This window comes from Candidatus Binatia bacterium, assembly GCA_036493895.1.
Lineage (GTDB): Bacteria > Desulfobacterota > Binatia > UBA1149 > CAITLU01 > DATNBU01.
The window spans coordinates 1-17,460 of record DASXOZ010000048.1 but is presented as its reverse complement, the minus strand read 5'-3'; the positions used below and the strand labels follow the sequence as shown (position 1 = coordinate 17,460).

Below are 17,460 nucleotides of genomic sequence, written 5' to 3'. Positions count from 1 at the left end.
GATAGGAATTGGCGCGCCGTTTCTTTCGTATAGGAATGGCGCGCCTTTCCTTCCTCGGAGACTGCTTCGGAGGCTGCGATGCAAGCAGAGAAGGGAGAAGAAGCAGCGCACGGTCACTCGCCGAAATATTGCGGACACCTTCGCGGAGGATTCGCGATCGTGACCGGCGCTTCGAGCGGTATCGGCTACGAGTTGGCCAAATGCGCTGCGGAGCACGGCATGGATCTCCTGCTCGCCGCCGATGATCCGGACATCCACAACGCAGCCGAAGTGCTCAAGCAATGCGGCGTCCGCGTCGATGCCGTCGAGGCCGACCTGGCCACCAACGAGGGCGTGGACCGTCTGTGCGCGGCGACGCACGACCGACCGGTCGACGTATTGTTTGCGAACGCGGGGCACGGCCTTGGCCGCGCTTTTCTCGATCAGGATTTCCAGGACGTACGCCACGTCATCGACACGAACATCACCGGCACGGTGTATCTCATCCAGAAGATCGCGCGAGAGATGCGCGAGCGCGACAAAGGCCGGATCCTGATTACCGGCTCGATCGCCGGCTTCATTCCCGGAACGTTCTCGGCCGTCTACAACGGATCGAAGGCTTTCCTGGATTCGTTCTCGTACGCGCTGCGAAACGAGCTCAAGAACACGGGCGTTACCGTGACCTGCCTGATGCCGGGCGCGACCGAGACGGAGTTCTTCGAGCGAGCGGGAATGCTCGACACGAAGGTCGGCACCGAAGAGAAGGCCGATCCCGCGGACGTTGCCAAGGCAGGGTTCGAAGCGATGGCCAGGGGAGAGGCCGAGGTCGTTGCCGGATGGCAGGCGAAGATCGCGTCGTTGCTGGCGAACATCACACCAGCCGGGTTCCTGGCCGAAAGGCACCGCAAGGTGGCGGAGCCGGGCTCTGCGAAGAGTTAGCGGAACAGAAGATCGCAGCCGGTGTCGGCAAGAACGGGCGCAAGAGTCGCGCGGTCGGCGGCGGCAAGCCTCGTCCACCCCTCGCGCAGCCAGCCCAGGCACTTGCCCTGATACGGGAACGGCTTTTGCGTCCACGGGCTTCCGTCGATCACGCACGTGACTGCTTCGGCACCGCGAGCCAGCGCTTCGGCGTTGGCAACGAGGAACGGCGCGTAGACGCGACCGATTTCCTGGAGCAACGGTGCGAGCGCGATCGTCGCCTCGTCGCGCGCGATCCAGTCGCTCTCTTTCGGCTCCAGCCCGGAAAGATCCTCGACGAGATCAACCCATGCCAGGATTCGAGGCGCTTGTTCGAGCGCAATGGCACGCGGCGTCGGGTCGAAACCCACGAGCTGCGTCAGTTGTCCGTAGAGCGCGAAATCCGCACTGCCCGGGCGGTTTCCCATCACGAAGCGCGAACCGGTCAGGCGCGAATCGAGAATCGCGAGCAACCGTCGATAGCTGTCTTCGATGGTCGCCGCCGTCGTCGCATTGGAGCCGACGACGCCGAGGCGCCCGATCTGGCGATCGGCGAACGCGCGTCCCGCCGCATCGAGGTCCGTGGCAGGCGCCGCCGGCATGCTCCAGCGCGGCAGGATCGCGGCGGCCTGCGCGATGTCGGGCGCGAAAGCCCAGCGGTAGTGGAACATCGCCTTGGTCAGCCATTCATCGGCGTAGTCCTCGACGAGGGCGTCGAGGAAGGCGACCGCAGGATCGGGCGGTACGACGGAGCGGCCGTCGTGGAGAGCTTCGAGGCGACGAATGAGAGGCGTCGAGTCGGTGAGCGCTTCGGCAGAGCCGTCGGCGCCGGTCATGATGAGCTGGGGCAGCAGCTCGACTTTCGGACGTGGCAAAGTGCGATGCTCCGCAGATCCGAGGGCAACCCACGCGTACGCAATGCGCCGATAGCGAAGGACGGCGCGCAGCTTTCGGCTGTACGGCGAGCCGGGGACGCCGACGATGCGGAGGATCGTGTCGCTCATGCGCGGATCTCAAGCCATCGGCGAGCGGGATTGTCCAGCGCGCGGCGCTGCCCACCAGGTGGTAGTGTTCGGGATGGCGACCGGTGGTGTTGCGTGACTGCTAAATGCGAATCGCGACAATCGCGTCCGACGGAATCAGGAACGGCGCGAGCGAGCGGTGGTGAACGATTCTCCATCGGTTCGCCGAGAGTCTGGAAATGAGATCGATGGGGCGGCATCCGCCGACCAGCTCAGGCGAGAGCGTGTGAATGCCTTGCCAGAGTCGAGCCGTCGCCTGCGCGTACCAGGTCCGGCCCGTCGATAACGACGCCAGGCACAGCAACCCGTCCGGCGCGAGCATCCGGTGCGCCTGTTCGAGCACGGCGTCGATCTCCGGATCCGAAAGCAGGTCGAGCACGAAGTTCGACACCCATCGATCGTAGACGGCGGCCGGTTCGAGCACGGGAGGACCGCCTTCGCAGAGCACCACTTCGGCCCTCGGAGCAAAGCGTGCCAGGCGACGGTTAGCCAAGCCGACCATCGTCGGACTGAGATCGATCCCGCGGTAAGTCGCCGCCGGGCCGAGGCGCTTCGTCAGGAGTGACTCTGCGAAGCGCCCCGTCCCGCATCCGAACTCGAACACTCGCGTCGCTCGCTCGAACGAACCATGTTCGATCAGCTCGCCGGTCGTCCTGTCTTCGTAGAACGCCTGGCTGTCCTGGAACGAGCCGATCCGGTCGTAGACGCGCCGTGCGTCGGCGTGCGATAGCGTCCTCGTCACGTCAGTTGTCCGCGCACGCACTCCCCGAAAGTCCCGCCGGTGCGCAGCAGTCGGCGGCAGGAGATCTGCGCTCCGATTCACCGCTCGTGCCGGCCGACTGCTGGCCGAGGAAGGACCGCAGCGAAGGGTCGGCAGCCGTCTCGGCATCGGCGTCCTCGATCAGTGCGTACATCTCCCACGGGATCCCGTCGGCGTCGCGAACCCAGAACTTGTCGGCCTTCGCGTAGCAGCACGTGGTGCCGGTCTGCTGCAGAAGCGGAATCTCGGCCTGCTTTACGCGGACCATTTCGGTCGCGACCTCGCCGGTATCGCCGTAGCGAATGCCGAGGTGGCTCAGCTTTCCGGCTTCACCTCCGATGTTCAGCGAGAAAATCACCGGCGGATCGGCCAGCTCGAACTTCGCATAGTCATGGCGGACCTTGGCGGGCTCGATTCCGAGCATCTTGCGGTATTGCTCGACCGCCTGGGGGATGTCCTGGACGTAGACGGCGACGTGGAAGGTATTCGACATGGGTTTTCCTCCAAATATTGCGGATACGGCGTGGCTCTCGCGTCGGGATATTGACGTGCGTCGATATTGCGTCGGATATCGAACTCTGTCAATATCTATCCATGAAGAAAATCAGCCCCTGCTGTCCGCCGGTCCTGCACGCGGCGCTCAACGAAAGCGAAGCCGAGGGGCTCGCCTCTTCGCTCAAGGCCCTGGCCGATCCTGCGCGGCTTCGCATCCTCAGCCTGATCGCCGCGCAGCCGGAGTCGGAGGCCTGCGTCTGCCACCTCACCGAGCCGATCGGCCTCTCGCAGCCGACGATGACGCACCATCTGCAAGTCCTGCACGGCGCCGGAATCCTTGATCGCGACAAGCGCGGAGCGTGGGTCTACTACAAGATCGTTCCCGACCGCCTCGAAGAGATCCGCAGCGCGCTCGCGACGCGCATCCCCCGGCCGAAGGTCGCGAACCGACGATAAGCGACGATGCGACTCCGACGCTTGCCCGGCCAGCTTTCGCCGAGGGCATCGGCACCTGCTTTCTGCTCGCGGCGGTAGTCGGGTCGGGAATCATGGCCGAGCGGTTTTTCCCGGACAGCATCGGGCTGGCACTTCTTGCGAACACGATCGCGACCGGCGCCGCGCTGGCCGCGCTGATTCTCAGCCTGGCGCCGATATCGGGGGCTCAGTTCAATCCGGCTGTCACTCTTTCGGCTGTGCTGGCTCGACAGTTGCCGCCCGCAGATGCGGTGCTCTATCTCGCGGCACAGGTCTCGGGCGCGATCTTCGGCGTTGCGCTGGCCGATCTCATGTTCGAGCTGCCCGCGTTCTCGATATCGCAGCACGCCCGCCACGGCTTCGGACAGTTGCTGAGCGAATTCGTCGCGACGTTCGGCCTCCTCACGGTGATCTGGGGCTGCTCGCGGTCCTCGTCGAGAGTCGCAGTCGCCGTCGCTGCCTACATCACGGCGGCGTACTGGTTCACGGCCTCTACGTCGTTTGCCAATCCTGCGGTTACCGTGGCTCGCTCTCTCAGCAACACGTTCGCGGGAATCGCTCCGGCCGACGTTGCCGGTTTCGTCGTCGTGCAACTCGCGGGCGCCGTCAGCTCCACCCTGCTCTTCCGATGGCTGCTGTCCGAACCCGCGGCGGTTCGCGACGAAGACGTGCGATCGGCTCGCGTCACCCAGCCCGAGACAATCGCGTGAACCTCGTGATCTTTGCGTGCGTCCACAACGCGGGCCGCTCGCAGATGGCCGCCGCGTTCTTCAACGAACTGGCGAACCCGTCTGATGCAAGAGCGATCTCCGCGGGAACTTCGCCGGGGACTCAGGTTCATCCGGAAGTTGTCGCGGCAATGCAGGAGGTAGGAATCGACCTGGCCGGCGCCCGTCCTCAACTTCTGACTGCCGAGCTTGCCGCGGGTGCAAAGATCCTCGTTACGATGGGATGCGGCGAGGCGTGCCCGGTCGTGCCCGGCGTGCGGCGCGAGGACTGGCCGCTCGAGGATCCGAAAGGAAAACCCATCGAGCGAGTTCGCGAGATCCGCGACGAGATTCGCTCGCGCATCCGGGAGCTTATTGTCCGCGAGGATTGGAGCCGGCCGAGTCGGTCGTCGACGACCGCATAGAGAACGCCGGCAAGCAGTCTGCCACACTCGCGACGACGCCAGCCTGTCATCGTTCCAGGTCAGGTTCCTGCGACTTGTCCTCGTCCGTCGACCCAGGCTCGACGCGGTTCGCCCGCATCGTGGCGCGGCGCTGGTTGCGCTTGCGGTTTCTCTCCATCGCCTGGCGGTCGTCGAGATAGAGGCGTTCCAGCTTCTGACGGGCCCATTCGGTCTTGCGCAGGAACTTGAGACTCGACGCCACGCTCGGGTTCTCGCTAAAGCAGCGGATCCGAATGCGCTCGGCCATCCCCGCCCAGCCGTACCGCTCGACCAGTTCCTCCAGCATCGTCTTGAGGCTGATGCCGTGCAGCGGATTGTTGGGCTGTGGCTCATTCATCGAAGGGCGTTCGTCTTGACGGCGAATCTGCGAAGACACGGCCAGCCTGCACCAAGTCAGGACGATAAGACAGCGGCAGCAGTCCGACCTGATCCGCGAACGCTGGCATGAGCTTCGCCGGCTGGGCATAGTGCGCCGTCGTATCGCCGGCATGCCGGCGACGACGCGTTCGCGGGGAGGATTCCATGCGTCTCATCGTAGCTGCGGCCACCATGCTGCTCTGTTCGACTGTGCCATTGCCGGTGCTGGCCGGCCCCGGTACGCCGTGTTCGCCAGGTTACTTCAGCGGGTCCGGCCTCGCGCCCTGCAATCCGTGCCCGGGCGGATACTACCAGTCGCTCAGCGGCCAGACCGGCTGCATCGGATGCAACGGTGGCACCTACAGCACCAGCGCCAGCGCGACCTGTACGGCCTGCAATGCCGGTACCTACAGCGGCGATCTCGCCACGAGTTGTACGACGTGCGATCCCGGAACCTACAGTGGCTTCGACTCCGCCATGTGCACGACCTGCGGCCCCGGTCAGTACAGCGCCGCGGGGGCGGGTGGCTGCTCGACCTGCGCGGCAGGAACCTACAGCGCATCGGGTGCCCAAACGTGCTCGCCGTGCAGCGCGGGCTACTACAGCGACGCGGGCGCCGGCGTGTGCATCCCGTGCCCGGCCGGTACATACGCAGCGAACTCCGGCTCTCCGTCCTGCACCAACTGTGCCGCCGGCACCTTCGAGCTCTCGACGGCATCGTCGATGTGTGACGCGTGTCCGGGCGGAGCCGCCACGCCGTGCAACGGCAACGGCACCTGCAGCGACGGCCCTACCGGCGACGGCACCTGCTCGTGCAACTACGGCTACTCGGGAAGCGCATGCCAGAACACGCCGACAACCACGACGCTACCGTCGGGCGCCTGTCCGGCCGAGCCGGCGATGGGTTGCGTCCTCGCAAACGTCGTCGCGCTGCAGATCCAGAAAAGTCCGGCGCTGATCAAATGGAAATGGCAGCTCGGTTCGTCGATGAGCGCAGCGTCACTCGGTGATCCGGGGACGACGACGCAGTATACGCTTTGCATCTACGACGAGACGGCATTGACGCCGGCACTGAAGAGCGAGGTGATGGTGCCGCCGGGCTCGTACTGGACCGGCAAAGGCGACCAGTGGACGTACAAGGACAAGCCGGGCAGCAACGACGGTGTCACCAAAGTGCTGCTCAAGGCGAGCGACAAGAACACCTCCAAGGCGATGGTGACGGCCAAGGGGGCACTCGCTCCTGTGCCGACGCCGGTCAGCGGAACGCGGTACTTCGCGGAAGATCCGGGTGTCATCGTGCAGTTGCTGAGCAGCGGCGGACCTGCAGCCGATCAGTGCTGGTCGAGCGCGTGGATTGACGTCGTGACGAGTCGAAATGATGGGAATCAGTTCAAGGGGCTCGTGAAATAGAAGGTGCCGAGCTTGCGGATTGAACCAGAATGACCGCCGAACTGGCGTGACTTCCGGACACGAAACGGGGGCCACGTCAGGGCGATTCGCGTTGTTCAGTGCGTGACGGTCAAGCCTCCCGCCTGACCACTTGGCGATCGCGAGGCATCGTTAAGGCCGGGACAAGCACCATCGAGGTCGGGGTTGGGATCGCCGGCCTGGATCCGTTCGTACTGTTCGTCCAGCCACGCCGCGAGACGTACCCTGGTAGCAGCCCGGTCCTGGGGTGATGCGCGCTCGTCGTACGGGATCTTTCCCTGCGTCCAGCGGCCGAGAATCCATCCGACGGCGTCGCCCGGCTGCGACCAATGATTGATCGCGGACTGCGCATCGAACGTCGGGGGAAGGCGCGCCTTGAGGCCGTCGATCACGTCGCGCCGCCGCATCTTGAGGAGGCGGCAGATCCAGACATCCGAGCAGTTTCCGCCCCAGTCGCAGAACTGCGGTTTTTGTACGACGGTCGCGAGGAGATCGTCGATATCGGGTTGATGCAGCGAGACCAGGTCGTCCCAAGCGGTATCGAACAAGGACCCTTCTTCGGTGTTTTGAAGAATATCGCGAATCGTCTGCAGGCCTTCAAAGTGCTGCCGATCGCCGAACCGCAGCAGGATCGTCGCCATGTAGAGCCGCTCGGATGTTAGCAAGGGCTCTGGAGAGAGTGTCGCGTGATCCATGATCTCGCGGATGGTGGGCACGGACTCGGGAGAGTTCAGCTTGAAGAGATCCATGATGATCGCCGCGAGATACTGCGGCTCCTCCTTCGCCTGCTGTGCGAGAAAAGGAACGACTCGCGGATCGTGCAGCGTCACGAGTCCGGCCATTGCGTCCCACCGCGTTTCCCGAGAACTCTGCGGGTCGCGAAGCGCGCTCAGGTACAGATCCACCTCCGACGTGCCGATATGCTCGCGGCTCCACGCGACGATCTCCGCTTCGCATTTTCGTCGGGCCGCCGCCGGCAGACCGCGTAGCTCATCCGGTCGGACCAGATCCTGCTTGGCGATGTCGTTGATCATTTCGGCGACGATCGTGCTTACTCGTCGAGGTTCCGTGGGATCCTTGAACGGCGAGGTGAGGCCCCTCTCGCGGACGGGAACCGGCACGAACCGGTCGTCCGCGAGGAAAGGCACCATGGTCGGGATCTGCGCAATACCCGGATGAAGCTCCCACACCAGACCCTCCGGATCGAAGGGCTCCCGCGATCCTGGCGGTAACGCTGCGTCGCGTGGCAACGGCGGGTGAATTGCGGGCAGGCACTCCAGAAGGTACGAAATCTTCTGGTCGATGCTGAGAGTCGACGAAATTGCATTCCACTGTTCCAACGTCGGAACCGTGACGGGCGGCGGCTTGCGCTCGACGGCCAGCTCTTCGGCGAGCTCGCGCGCTCCGTTCTGGAACTCATATCCGTTGAACAGCGGTCCTCCCAGATGACGACCGAGGCGGATCGCCTTCGGGAAATCGCGTTCATAGCTGACGGCATGGATCAGTGCTTCATGCGTAACGCGAGCGAGATGGTCGACGACACGGTCGCGCAGCTTGCTCGGGTCAGGGAGGTTCGCGTAGATGGGCGTGAGGAGGGCGGCAGCGGTCCGAACGTCTCCGCGCTGCCACGCCCAGACACCCGGCAGCAGCGTGGAGGGGATTGCGAAGTCGTGCGACTCGTGACCGATCTCGTCGCGTAGAGAAGCGGACTTGACGGAGATCCCCGGCTTCGGGATCCACCTCTCGACTCCGAGGAAATCGAGGATGTGAATCTCGTGATCGTCCTGCTCGAGTAGCCAGCCGCTGATGTGATGCGCGGAGGCCCCTGCGCCGCCGTCCTCGAAATTGCGCTCGAACATCGAATAGACGTTACTTGGAACGGTCACCTGCACCCACGTTGCGGGTCGAGGCACCGCCGTGGGCACCATCGCAGCAAAATCCCGGAGCTGTTGGGCAAAAGGGACGAGCGCAAGCTTCGGATTGAGATCGGAGGCGCTCTGACCCAGAGCAGGCGCCGCCGTGCGCATCGCAAGCACGCAGCAGAGTATGAAAGCTACCTGAGCAGGCCGTCGGCTGCGCATGCACCCACGTTGGAAGAGAGTTGGCCAATCCAACATGGGCGCCCTCGTCGGGAGGCGCACGATGCCAGCGAGCCTGAGGCACGGCCAGCAGTCCGAGACGCGACCGATCGGCGCCGCTGCGAGCGCTACGTAACCGCCTGAAAACAAAGTGCGCCCGGCAAGAGTCGAACTTGCAACCCCCAGATCCGTAGTCAGCGAAGGCTGTGCATGACGCAGCCGCACCGAACATGACCAAGCATGACAAGTAACTGATCTCGCACGATTTTCCTTGCTGCCTTCACCGCACCTCGTAGTCTCCAACCTCGTCCAGCATGACCCCGCACGGATGCGCAGCGGATGCGGAACGGATGCGGGCCAGGAGGGAGACACGATGCAGTGCAAACTTACCAAGCGAACGGTTGAAGCGATCCCGGCCCCTGCCGGGACAAGCACCGAGATCATAGTCCGAGACAGCGAGCTGCCGGGATTCGGGCTGCGGGTGACCGCGACCGGCGGCCGGATCTACTTCGCAGAACCGCGGCTTGCCGGCCGGCGCCGGCGAATCCGCATCGGTCGGCACGGCGTTGTCACCGCCGACCAGGCCCGAGAGAAGGCGAAGGAGATTCTTGCCCATACGCTTCTCGGCGAGGACATCGCATCGGCCCGCCAGCAGGCCCGCCAGTGCCCTACCGTCGCCCATCTTCTGAATACGTACGCCGATCGCTTTGCGAACTCGCATAAGAAGGCCCGAACCATCGCCGAGGACGAGCGGATGGCCAAGCTCCACATCCTTCCCGCGCTGGGAACCACGCGAACCAGCGAGGTAACCGGAGAGGACATCGCCTGCCTTCGCCGAGCGATGGAAAAGACGCCCATCCGGTTCAATGCATGCCGAGCGCTCCTCTCCCACGCCTTCAACTTGGCGCTTCGCGGTGAGCACGGCCCTCTGGGACCCGGCTGGGGCATCACCTCGAACCCGTGCAGCTACATCCCGAAGTACCCTACACGGAAGAAGGAGCGGTTCCTGTCGCAGGACGAATTTTCTGCGCTCGGTAAGGCGCTGATTGCGGTGGGAACGGGGAAACGACCGCTCCGTGCGCCGGTGATCTCCGCCATCCGCCTCCTCGCGCTCACGGGTGCCCGGCGAGACGAGATTCGCACCTGTCGATGGGAATGGGTGGACTTCGAGAACGCCTACCTACGGCTCCCCGACTCGAAGACTGGCGCGAAAGCGATCCCACTCCCGGCCGCTGCGGTAACGGTGTTGAAGGAACTTCGCGCGGCGCATCCGTTCTCAAAGTGGGTCATCCCCGGGAAGGCGCCGGGAACTTGCCTCAACGACCTCGAACACCCGTGGCAGCGCGTCCGGAAGGCTGCTGGCCTTACGGACGTGCGTCTTCACGACTTGCGGCACTCTCACGCCAGCACCGCAGTCGTTGGTGGAATCCCACTGCGGATCGTTGGTGCGATCCTCGGCCATCGTAATCTCTCCACAACCGATCGTTATGCTCATCTCGGCGTTGATCCGGTTCGCGAAGGAGTAGAACGAGTCGGGGATCTGATCGCAGGCAGGTTGGCTGCCGGGGCGTAGTCGCGCTATCACTGCATCGCTGTGGCTAGGTTGGCCGCCGAAGAGCCGGGACCGACTCTGCACCCGGCCTGCCGCAGCGGTCCCTTCTGCGGGGTGCGGGAGCAGAGCCCGCGGTGCAAGACGACCTCACAGAGTCGATCTCCGACGGTGTATTCACGGAAGCTGCCTACGCGAGAATCGTGGCGCAGATTCCGCTCGACCAAGAACGGTTATCGGAAAACTATACAATCGAGGCTCGAGATATCCTCGAGAAGACCTTCGGCCTTGAATCGACCACCGATCTTGTCGCCGAATTGCTGATACGCGCCGATCTCAAGCGGATCGCACTGGATCACGTTCGACGGGTGCGGAGGATGCAAGGTAACGGCGAAGGAACGTGTGTGGTGGCAAATCGACTTCGTGCGATCGAAGAAGCAGTTCGTACGCTGGAGGGTGCCCTACATCGCGCGATACAGCTTTCCACTGGCGAGGCTGAGTTCCGTGAGGCTCTGATCGGGCGTGTCAAACACGTTCGACCACTTCGCGACCCGATGAGCTTTCTAGTTCATCTCTCAAAGTGGCTTCGTGGCACGGCCGCGAATGCCGTCGATGCGCACCGTGCAGAGTGTCCGACGTGTTCGATTCCACCTCCCCCGAGCCACGAATCTAGGCCCGCCAAGCGTCGCACGGGACGGCCGGAGGCCCGGGCGGTCGTAGAGACACTAGCTTCGCTGCTGTCGCTCTTTGAGCGCGTGAGTAAGCGTACCCCAACAATTACACGCGACGGGAACTTACCCCGAGAGGGCTTCGGTGCGTTCGTCTGGACCTTTTTTCTCGAAATCAACAATGTCTATCCAGACTGTCCACGCCCATCCGTGAGTCGACTCCAAGACTTGCTTCGAGAGATTCGCCGCCGACCCGCGGATCGTAACTGAAGAACTATTGCCCCCCCTTTTTCCAGCCTTCGCCGCCAGCTCCTAGTAGGCGACAACATCGCCAGCGTTGACTGGAGGCGCTTGGCGATGACAGAACCGGAGAAGGCCTCTTGGCCCCACCTGACCACGCGTGATGTCGCGGCACTACTCGGCTGCCGCCCGCAGACGCTTGAGAAATGGCGTATGACCGGCGACGGACCTCCATTCTGCGTGGTGGGTCGAGGGTCGATTCGCTACTCGCCTGAGTCGGTGCAGGCCTGGCTGGCATCTCGCGCTCGGCGCTCCACGAGTGATCCCGGCCGCGACAACAATCAGAACCAACCCTGAACGAAAACGGCCTGCCGGTAGGGCAAGCCGTCCGTTCGCGGAGGAAGCCGCGTCTTCTCGTACCAGCGTCCGAGAACGTAACTCAAGGCATCGCTACGCGCAACGTTTCGGTTCCCGTTCCGGCGGCAAGGAGGAATCCATGCCGACCACCAATGCATCTCAATCTATCGTTCACCTTCTCACACCGATCAAAGCGATGCGCCTGTTCTGCTTGGGCTGTCGCGGCGGCAGCTGCAAGGATGTACGAAAGTGCAATCGCACTCGCTGCCCGTTGTGGGAATACCGCCTCGGCTGTCGGCCAAGAGGCGAAGCGAAGCATACTCCTCTGCGGGCGATAAGAGCCTGGTGGCTGTGGAGCATGCTCGGAAGTGCGGCTGAAGTTCGACGTAGCCGCGAAATTGAGTCCCCTATCTGGCGTTACCGCTTCGGCAAGCGGCCGAAGCTACCCTCGGCCGTCTCCGACGAGATAGCCCCGGCAACTGGCAGTAGGGACGGCAATTCCAAGACTGGCGCGCCTTTTCTTGCGGCGGCCACGAGGTCGCGATGAACCCCGACGCGTATCGGGCCGTCTTCGAAGAGAGGGAATGGCGTGTCGATGAGGGGGACTGGGTTGCCCAGTGTGTCAGCTACTTTTCCAGCCCAGCGTTCGGCGGGCGATTCGTCGTCCTGTGGAAGTTATTGGCGGGACCTTACATGCGTGGCACACCGCGCTGGCGTCACGATCAGTCCGAACTCGCCAAGGTACTCCCGGGCTACGATGACCCGCTCGCCGCGATCATCCCGAGGTACTATCCAGCGAAGGTCGGAGACCACGTTTCCATCAAGCGGAAATCCGATCTTGCTCGCGACTGGTTTCGACTGACGGGTCAGAATCCGCCGCGATATGATCGATTCCCGGTTACCGAGTTTCCTGGCCGAATAGCCGTGGTCCGGATCGTCGACGTCACGTTGGATCACCAGGAGTTGCCCTGTCCACCATACTCCAGGGTATGCGCGATCCTCAGCCCGGCGTCGGGAGTAGTCTTGTCCAACGAGTCAGAAGAAAACGCAGAAGGGACCAAGGGTTGAGGCATGGCCAAGGTGTGGTGTGCTTCGCTGCGTAGTGGTGCGATGTGTGATGTTGTGCTGGGTGGTGTTGGGAAGGGAAGTGATTCGTGGCGTTGTGATTCAAGAGTGACGCCTTGCTAACGCGAAGTGTTGTATTCGCACGGCCCTAAGGCCTGCAATGCCTTAAGGCCCTCCCGGCCAGACAGTCACCGAGAGGCGGTCTCCGGCCGCGAGCACATTGCCGGAGTTCCCTCACCCCGACACGTGGACCAGACTACCAGCCGGCTTCGCCGCTCTGATCGGGGGCTGGCTCGAACTGCCGGCTTCGCCTGGCTGGAAGGAGGCACCTATGCGTGCGGCTTACATTGCCCTGGCTTTCCTCGCCGCGACCGGATGCGGCGCCTACAACGTCACGAGGTCACCGGTAGCGCCGGGTGCGATCGCGGCCTCTGCCACAGACCGAATTCGCGTCATGGAGGCCACGGACGGAAGCCTGGAGGGGCACGTCTACGGCGGCTCGGGCCGCAATCTTGCCGCACGGGTTGTCCAGGCCCTGCAGGGTAACTTCGTCGACGTCGCTCTCGTCTCTACCTCGAATCTGTCGGAGGCGCTGGGATTGTCCCGGGCGGACCACGCACGGTACCTGATCGTACCGACCATCCTCGGCTGGGAAGACCGAAACTCGAAGTGGTCGATGATGCCGGATCGCGTCAGCGTGCAGCTCGCCCTGCGAGACGTGGCGACTGACACCACCGTGAACGCGATTAGCTACCAGGCGCAGAGTCGCCGGCAGTTCATCAACGGGAACCCGCCACCGGAAGCACTACTGAACAAGAACTTCGATCGCGCGGTCCGCGAGCTCCTGCAGCGGTAGCGATCGGTGCGGGATGCCTCGTAGACATTCCCACCCCGCTCAACACCGTCCCGTCCTCTTTCGACGGCCCGAGTCTCTCGCGCGCGAGGGCTTCGGTGGTCCGGAACCGGTCCTGGCAGCCCTGCCCTCAGCCCCCGGCCCCCGCTCCAACGCGGGCCAAAGCAGCTCCGCCAGGGCCGCCTGGCCCGTCAGTACGTCCCCCTCTTTCACGATGTAGGTTCGATACCGTCCCCGGTGAGCCGTGCCTGGGCCGGGCCAGCCTAAATCGCCTTGTTTGTGACTCTTGAAGCACCCGCAACTGGTGGTGGCGCCCGCCCGCAGATTGTCGGCCCGGACGATGCGCCAGCCCGGGCTCCAGCTTCCCCGACACCGACATCGGCAAAGTACGTAGACACAGGTCGAGCGACTCCCCGGCTTCCGCCCGAGGATGGCCTCCACGGTAAGGTCGCCGTACCTGTCCCCGACCGCGATGGGCTTTCGGAAGTCCGCCCATACGTCGTCATGGTGGCGCCAATCAGCAACGTGCCGGCGAGCCGCAGCGAGTTCCATACGCCGAATGTGACCCAGAGATTCCTTTATGCCCCGGCGAACCAAGCTGACCAGTTTGGAGCTCATGCTTGGCAAGGTAGCGCCCCAGCGCCCGTTCGTTGAAGCGGGTTAGTGAGTGGAGAGATCCCGAAGAAACTCCCGCCGTAGCTCCCCTTCTCGAGAGGCCTCCGTTCGAGTCACCACCTCGGTACCAGTCGGCAGACTTAGGTCGCGAAATGGGCACATAGCCCCATACTTTCTAAGCGTACGGGCCTGATCGGCTCGGGTCACGGGTTTGGAGGCGAGCCGCTTGGCGTGACAGCGACTCACCGTCCTCCAAGACCTAGTTTGGATACTACCAGCGTTGCCCCTCCTCGGGCGTGCTGTGGTGCGGCCCTGCGTGGCGAGAAAGGACGCGAATAAATGACCCCGCAATTTCCGAGATGGGTTTTCCTCTTGTCTCCTCCCGTCTACGGCGAATGACGGCCCCCGCGCGAAGATTGTCGGCCAGCGCGGTGGGCCGCGGGCTCAGTGCTTCAGGCACTGGCAGCGGTAGAAGACATACGCGCAGGTCGAGCGGCCCCTCGGCTTCCGCCCCAGGATCACCTCCACGATCAGGTCTCCGGACCTGTCGCCGACCGCGTGATCGGCTTGCGGAAGTCCGCCCATACGTCGTCATGGTGTCGCCATCTGGCGATGTATCGCCGAGCCGCGGTGAGCTCCATATGGCGCATGCGACCCTCCAACTCCTTCACCGCCCGGCGAACCAAGCTGACGAGATTGGAGCCCATGCCGCGCAGGGTAGCGCCCCGCGCCGGTTCGTTGAAGCCGGGTTGTATGCGGACTGTTCGCGAAGAAACCCCCGCCGTAGCCCCCTTTCTCGAGAGCCTACCGTTCGAGTCACCACCTCGGTACCAGTGAGCAGACTTACGTCGCGAAATGGGCACGTAGCCCCATAGTTTCTAAGCGGACGGGCCTGTTCGGCTCCGGTCACGGGTTTGGAGGCGAGCCGCTTGGCGTGTCAGCGACTCACCGTCCTCCAGGACATTCGTATCGGTTACGAACTCTGGGAGTCGGTTAACGAGGCCGCACCGCCGAGGCTCGGGCGACCTTGTTCCTCATGTTTCAGTCGGCCGAGCTTTGGCACACTATGGGATGACCCGCTCCGCCTGCATGTCATGGAAGGTGCTGCTGAATCAGGTTTCTGGCCAAGGAGTTTCGAGCGGAAGTGGTGCCTGGTCACGCCATTCGGTGAAGTGGTCGAGTTCCGGCAGCTTCGCGCGATCGTTCTGCGCAGCGACGAGGGCGGTGAGGAATTCCGGAGCGCCCACGGGAAGCTTCGGACGCAGGTATTCGACGAAGTAGGCGATGTCCCACGGGACGGCCACGTCGCTAGACATCGGAAGTTCCAGGCCGATTAGGAGGGTTTTGAGCTCGCCGAGGAAGGGAGTGTCCGGTTGCGATTCGAGCAGGGTGGCGATGTGGCGAAGGAACGCGACGCGCGGTGTAGTGTTCGCGTGCAGTGGAGCATTCAGACGCCAGTTCGTCGCGAGTATATGTCGGGCTTCCTCCAGCTTGCCGAGCATGACGAGGGTAAGGACCAGATTGTTCCGGCTGTGAATAGTACGCGGATGGATGTCCCCAAGTAGATTCGCGGTCGTCGCTACCACTCTTCGGTCAATCATTTCAGCCGGCTCAGCGCGGCCGCGCTTGCGTAAGGTTGCGCTGTAGCTAGTCCCGCTAGCAAGCGTGTCAGGATGCTCCCACCCCAGCACCCGCTCGCGGGCCTCGAGTGCCCGCCGGAGGAGTGGCTCGGCGGCCACATAGTCCCCTTTCCGCTCCAGGAATAAGGCCAAGCTGTTCACGCTTCCTAGTGTTTGAGGATGCTCCGGCCCCAGCACCCGCTCGCGGGTAGCCAGCACCCGGCGGAAGACTGGCTCAGCGGCCATGTAGTCCCCCTTCCTACCCAGCGAGAAGGCCAAGTTGTTCATTCTGATCAGCGTATCGGAATGCTCTTCGCCGAGCATCCGCTCCTGCACATCCAAGACTCGCTCGAGCAAAGGTGCGGCTTCGTCAAAACGACCTACGGCCTCCAAAACTCCTGCCAGCTCCTTCGCACTCTCTACAGTCAAAGGATGTTCCTTCCCTAGTATCCGCTCTCTGGTTTCCATCACTTGTCGGTACAACGGCTCTGCACCGGCGTAGTCACCGCGCTCGACCAATATTTCAGCCCACTTCTCCATCACCCACTGTGTGCCGCGATGCTCCGGTCCGAGAAGGCGCTTGCGGCCCTCTAGGGCCCGCTGAAACAACGGTTCAGCGCTTGCGTATTCCCCTTTCTTGGTCAGCAACACGGCCAGATTGACCATGGCAATCTGCGTGCTGGGATGTTCTGGCCCCACAGCGCGCTCGCGAGCTTCGAGCACCCGACGGCAGAGTGGTTCCGCACCTACATAGTCGCCTTTCTCACGCAGCAGTTCAGCTAGGTGCGCCGTGGTGTCGTAGCTCTCGGGGTGCTCGGGCCCGAATACTCGTTCACGCCCGTCCAAGGCACGCCGAAACAACCTCTCGGCACTCGTGTAGTCGCCTTTCTTCGTCAACAGGACGGCAAGGTGGTCAACGCTCTCTAACGTGGCAGGATGCTCCGGTCCCCGGGTGCGGTCACGGCACTCCAAAACGTGCCGCAGCATTGTCTCTGCGTCTGTGTAGTCGCCTTTACGGCGTAGCAAGACGCCCAGAGTGGAAATCCCCCCAAGAGTTATGGAATGCTCCGGTCCAAAGATCCGCTTTTCGCTTTCCACAGCTCGCCGACAAAGGGATTCCGCCCCCCGTGAATCTCCTTGGTCGTCCAGTATTTTTGAGAACACGATTGCCGCTCGCAGTGTGGCTGGGTGATCGAATCCAAACAGCTTCTCTAAACCGTCGAACTCGCGTCGAAATAGGGCTTCGCCATCGGTAAGATTCCCTCTGTTCCACGCAAATGCGGCAACCCAGCCGACGCACACGAGCGTCTCGTAGCGGTTCGGGCCGTATTCTCTCTCGCTGTGTTCAAGTGCGCGCCTTGCGTAGCACTCGGCGTCGGCCGGCCGGCCGAGAGACGACAGGCAGCCGGCAAGCTGGTTGCACCTTATCGCCAATGCCCCTTCATCAGGTCCCTTGGCACTTTCGTCAAGTTCCAAGGCGCGGCGTAGGTATTCTTCGGCCTCGGAAAACCGACCGAGGCATTGAAGAGCCCAAGCCAAGTTGGACAGCGTGGTCGTCAGGTCAAGCGGATCTGTGGTTGGATGCTCTTCGATTTGGACGAGGGTTGCTCGTAGGAGGGGTTCTGAGTTGCGGCCATGATCGAACGAAGGCAGCCACTGGCAAAGTGAACGCATGAATGTAGGAACGATGGCAGCACGCCGCACGAGCAGATCTTGGGCAAAGGCAATCAGGGGAGCAATCTCCCACTGATTCAAATGCCAGGCTTCCTGCAA

Annotated in this window: 16 protein-coding genes; 10 read left to right on the top strand and 6 right to left on the bottom strand. The window is 63.2% G+C overall.

Annotated features, from left to right (window positions below; translation table 11 throughout):
• Positions 1-78 precede the first annotated feature (78 nt).
• On the top strand, positions 79-918 hold the full coding sequence (locus tag VGK20_11665) for an SDR family NAD(P)-dependent oxidoreductase (GenBank protein HEY2774693.1): 840 nt from the start codon (positions 79-81) through the stop codon (positions 916-918).
• On the opposite strand, the gene VGK20_11660 is transcribed toward VGK20_11665, so the two are convergent.
• From VGK20_11660 to VGK20_11650, 3 genes are all read right to left on the bottom strand, one after another.
• Positions 915-1,940, bottom strand: a complete 1,026-nt coding sequence (locus VGK20_11660; protein ID HEY2774692.1) for a glutathione S-transferase — start codon at positions 1,938-1,940, stop codon at positions 915-917. The two genes, VGK20_11665 and VGK20_11660, sit on opposite strands and share 4 nt — an antisense overlap.
• 100 nt (positions 1,941-2,040) lie before the next feature.
• Positions 2,041-2,700 carry a class I SAM-dependent methyltransferase gene (locus VGK20_11655; protein ID HEY2774691.1) on the bottom strand — a complete coding sequence of 220 codons (660 nt, stop codon included), beginning with the start codon at positions 2,698-2,700 and terminating at the stop codon, positions 2,041-2,043.
• 1 nt (position 2,701) lies between these two features.
• Complete coding sequence (locus VGK20_11650; protein HEY2774690.1) at positions 2,702-3,211, bottom strand: ArsI/CadI family heavy metal resistance metalloenzyme; 510 nt, start codon at positions 3,209-3,211, stop codon at positions 2,702-2,704.
• 101 nt (positions 3,212-3,312) lie between these two features.
• Between VGK20_11650 and VGK20_11645 the strand changes: the two genes are divergently transcribed.
• The 3 genes from VGK20_11645 to VGK20_11635 are packed head-to-tail and all read left to right on the top strand — an operon-like array spanning position 3,313 to position 4,819.
• Positions 3,313-3,669, top strand: coding sequence for a metalloregulator ArsR/SmtB family transcription factor (locus tag VGK20_11645; protein ID HEY2774689.1), 357 nt, complete (start codon positions 3,313-3,315; stop codon positions 3,667-3,669).
• Positions 3,666-4,397, top strand: a complete 732-nt coding sequence (locus VGK20_11640) for an MIP/aquaporin family protein (GenBank protein ID HEY2774688.1) — start codon at positions 3,666-3,668, stop codon at positions 4,395-4,397. Before VGK20_11645 ends, VGK20_11640 begins: the two co-directional genes overlap by 4 nt.
• Positions 4,394-4,819 (top strand): arsenate reductase ArsC, encoded by a 426-nt coding sequence (locus VGK20_11635; GenBank protein ID HEY2774687.1) that lies wholly within the window; start codon positions 4,394-4,396, stop codon positions 4,817-4,819. The genes VGK20_11640 and VGK20_11635 overlap by 4 nt, the downstream gene beginning before the upstream one ends.
• Positions 4,820-4,865: 46 nt before the next feature.
• Here VGK20_11635 and VGK20_11630 read toward each other — a convergent pair whose 3' ends face one another.
• Complete coding sequence (locus VGK20_11630) at positions 4,866-5,195, bottom strand: VF530 family protein (GenBank protein HEY2774686.1); 330 nt, start codon at positions 5,193-5,195, stop codon at positions 4,866-4,868.
• Between the two features lie 185 nt (positions 5,196-5,380).
• Here VGK20_11630 and VGK20_11625 point away from each other — a divergent pair, with 185 nt between their 5' ends.
• The gene (locus VGK20_11625) at positions 5,381-6,625 is read left to right on the top strand and encodes a hypothetical protein (GenBank protein HEY2774685.1); all 1,245 of its coding nucleotides are present in this window, start codon (positions 5,381-5,383) and stop codon (positions 6,623-6,625) included.
• 95 nt (positions 6,626-6,720) lie between these two features.
• Here the strand turns inward: VGK20_11625 and VGK20_11620 are convergent, their stop codons facing one another.
• Entirely contained in the window at positions 6,721-8,670 is a 1,950-nt protein-coding gene (locus VGK20_11620; protein HEY2774684.1) for a hypothetical protein, read from the bottom strand.
• Between the two features lie 424 nt (positions 8,671-9,094).
• Here VGK20_11620 and VGK20_11615 point away from each other — a divergent pair, with 424 nt between their 5' ends.
• From VGK20_11615 to VGK20_11595, 5 genes are all read left to right on the top strand, one after another.
• On the top strand, positions 9,095-10,294 hold the full coding sequence (locus VGK20_11615) for a site-specific integrase (protein ID HEY2774683.1): 1,200 nt from the start codon (positions 9,095-9,097) through the stop codon (positions 10,292-10,294).
• A 113-nt stretch (positions 10,295-10,407) separates the two neighbouring features.
• Complete coding sequence (locus tag VGK20_11610; protein HEY2774682.1) at positions 10,408-11,208, top strand: hypothetical protein; 801 nt, start codon at positions 10,408-10,410, stop codon at positions 11,206-11,208.
• An 87-nt stretch (positions 11,209-11,295) separates the two neighbouring features.
• Positions 11,296-11,535: a helix-turn-helix domain-containing protein gene (locus VGK20_11605; GenBank protein ID HEY2774681.1), complete on the top strand. Its 240-nt coding sequence runs from the start codon at positions 11,296-11,298 to the stop codon at positions 11,533-11,535.
• Between the two features lie 543 nt (positions 11,536-12,078).
• Positions 12,079-12,603 (top strand): hypothetical protein, encoded by a 525-nt coding sequence (locus VGK20_11600; protein ID HEY2774680.1) that lies wholly within the window; start codon positions 12,079-12,081, stop codon positions 12,601-12,603.
• Between the two features lie 328 nt (positions 12,604-12,931).
• Positions 12,932-13,456 carry a DUF4823 domain-containing protein gene (locus VGK20_11595; GenBank protein HEY2774679.1) on the top strand — a complete coding sequence of 175 codons (525 nt, stop codon included), beginning with the start codon at positions 12,932-12,934 and terminating at the stop codon, positions 13,454-13,456.
• Between the two features lie 1,724 nt (positions 13,457-15,180).
• Here VGK20_11595 and VGK20_11590 read toward each other — a convergent pair.
• Positions 15,181-17,460, bottom strand: a 2,280-nt coding sequence (locus tag VGK20_11590) for a tetratricopeptide repeat protein (GenBank protein ID HEY2774678.1), incomplete at its 5' end; no start/stop codon positions are given.

Bases quoted from the DNA above. Each gene is read 5' to 3' on its own strand.
- VGK20_11630 (HEY2774686.1), bottom strand. From the start codon at position 5,195: ATGAATGAGCCACAGCCCAACAATCCGCTGCACGGCATCAGCCTCAAG.
- VGK20_11645 (HEY2774689.1), top strand. From the start codon at position 3,313: ATGAAGAAAATCAGCCCCTGCTGTCCGCCGGTCCTGCACGCGGCGCTC.
- VGK20_11615 (HEY2774683.1), top strand. From the start codon at position 9,095: ATGCAGTGCAAACTTACCAAGCGAACGGTTGAAGCGATCCCGGCCCCT.
- VGK20_11650 (HEY2774690.1), bottom strand. From the start codon at position 3,211: ATGTCGAATACCTTCCACGTCGCCGTCTACGTCCAGGACATCCCCCAG.
- VGK20_11620 (HEY2774684.1), bottom strand. From the start codon at position 8,670: ATGCGCACGGCGGCGCCTGCTCTGGGTCAGAGCGCCTCCGATCTCAAT.
- VGK20_11660 (HEY2774692.1), bottom strand. From the start codon at position 1,940: ATGAGCGACACGATCCTCCGCATCGTCGGCGTCCCCGGCTCGCCGTAC.
- VGK20_11605 (HEY2774681.1), top strand. From the start codon at position 11,296: ATGACAGAACCGGAGAAGGCCTCTTGGCCCCACCTGACCACGCGTGAT.
- VGK20_11625 (HEY2774685.1), top strand. From the start codon at position 5,381: ATGCGTCTCATCGTAGCTGCGGCCACCATGCTGCTCTGTTCGACTGTG.
- VGK20_11665 (HEY2774693.1), top strand. From the start codon at position 79: ATGCAAGCAGAGAAGGGAGAAGAAGCAGCGCACGGTCACTCGCCGAAA.
- VGK20_11600 (HEY2774680.1), top strand. From the start codon at position 12,079: ATGAACCCCGACGCGTATCGGGCCGTCTTCGAAGAGAGGGAATGGCGT.
- VGK20_11595 (HEY2774679.1), top strand. From the start codon at position 12,932: ATGCGTGCGGCTTACATTGCCCTGGCTTTCCTCGCCGCGACCGGATGC.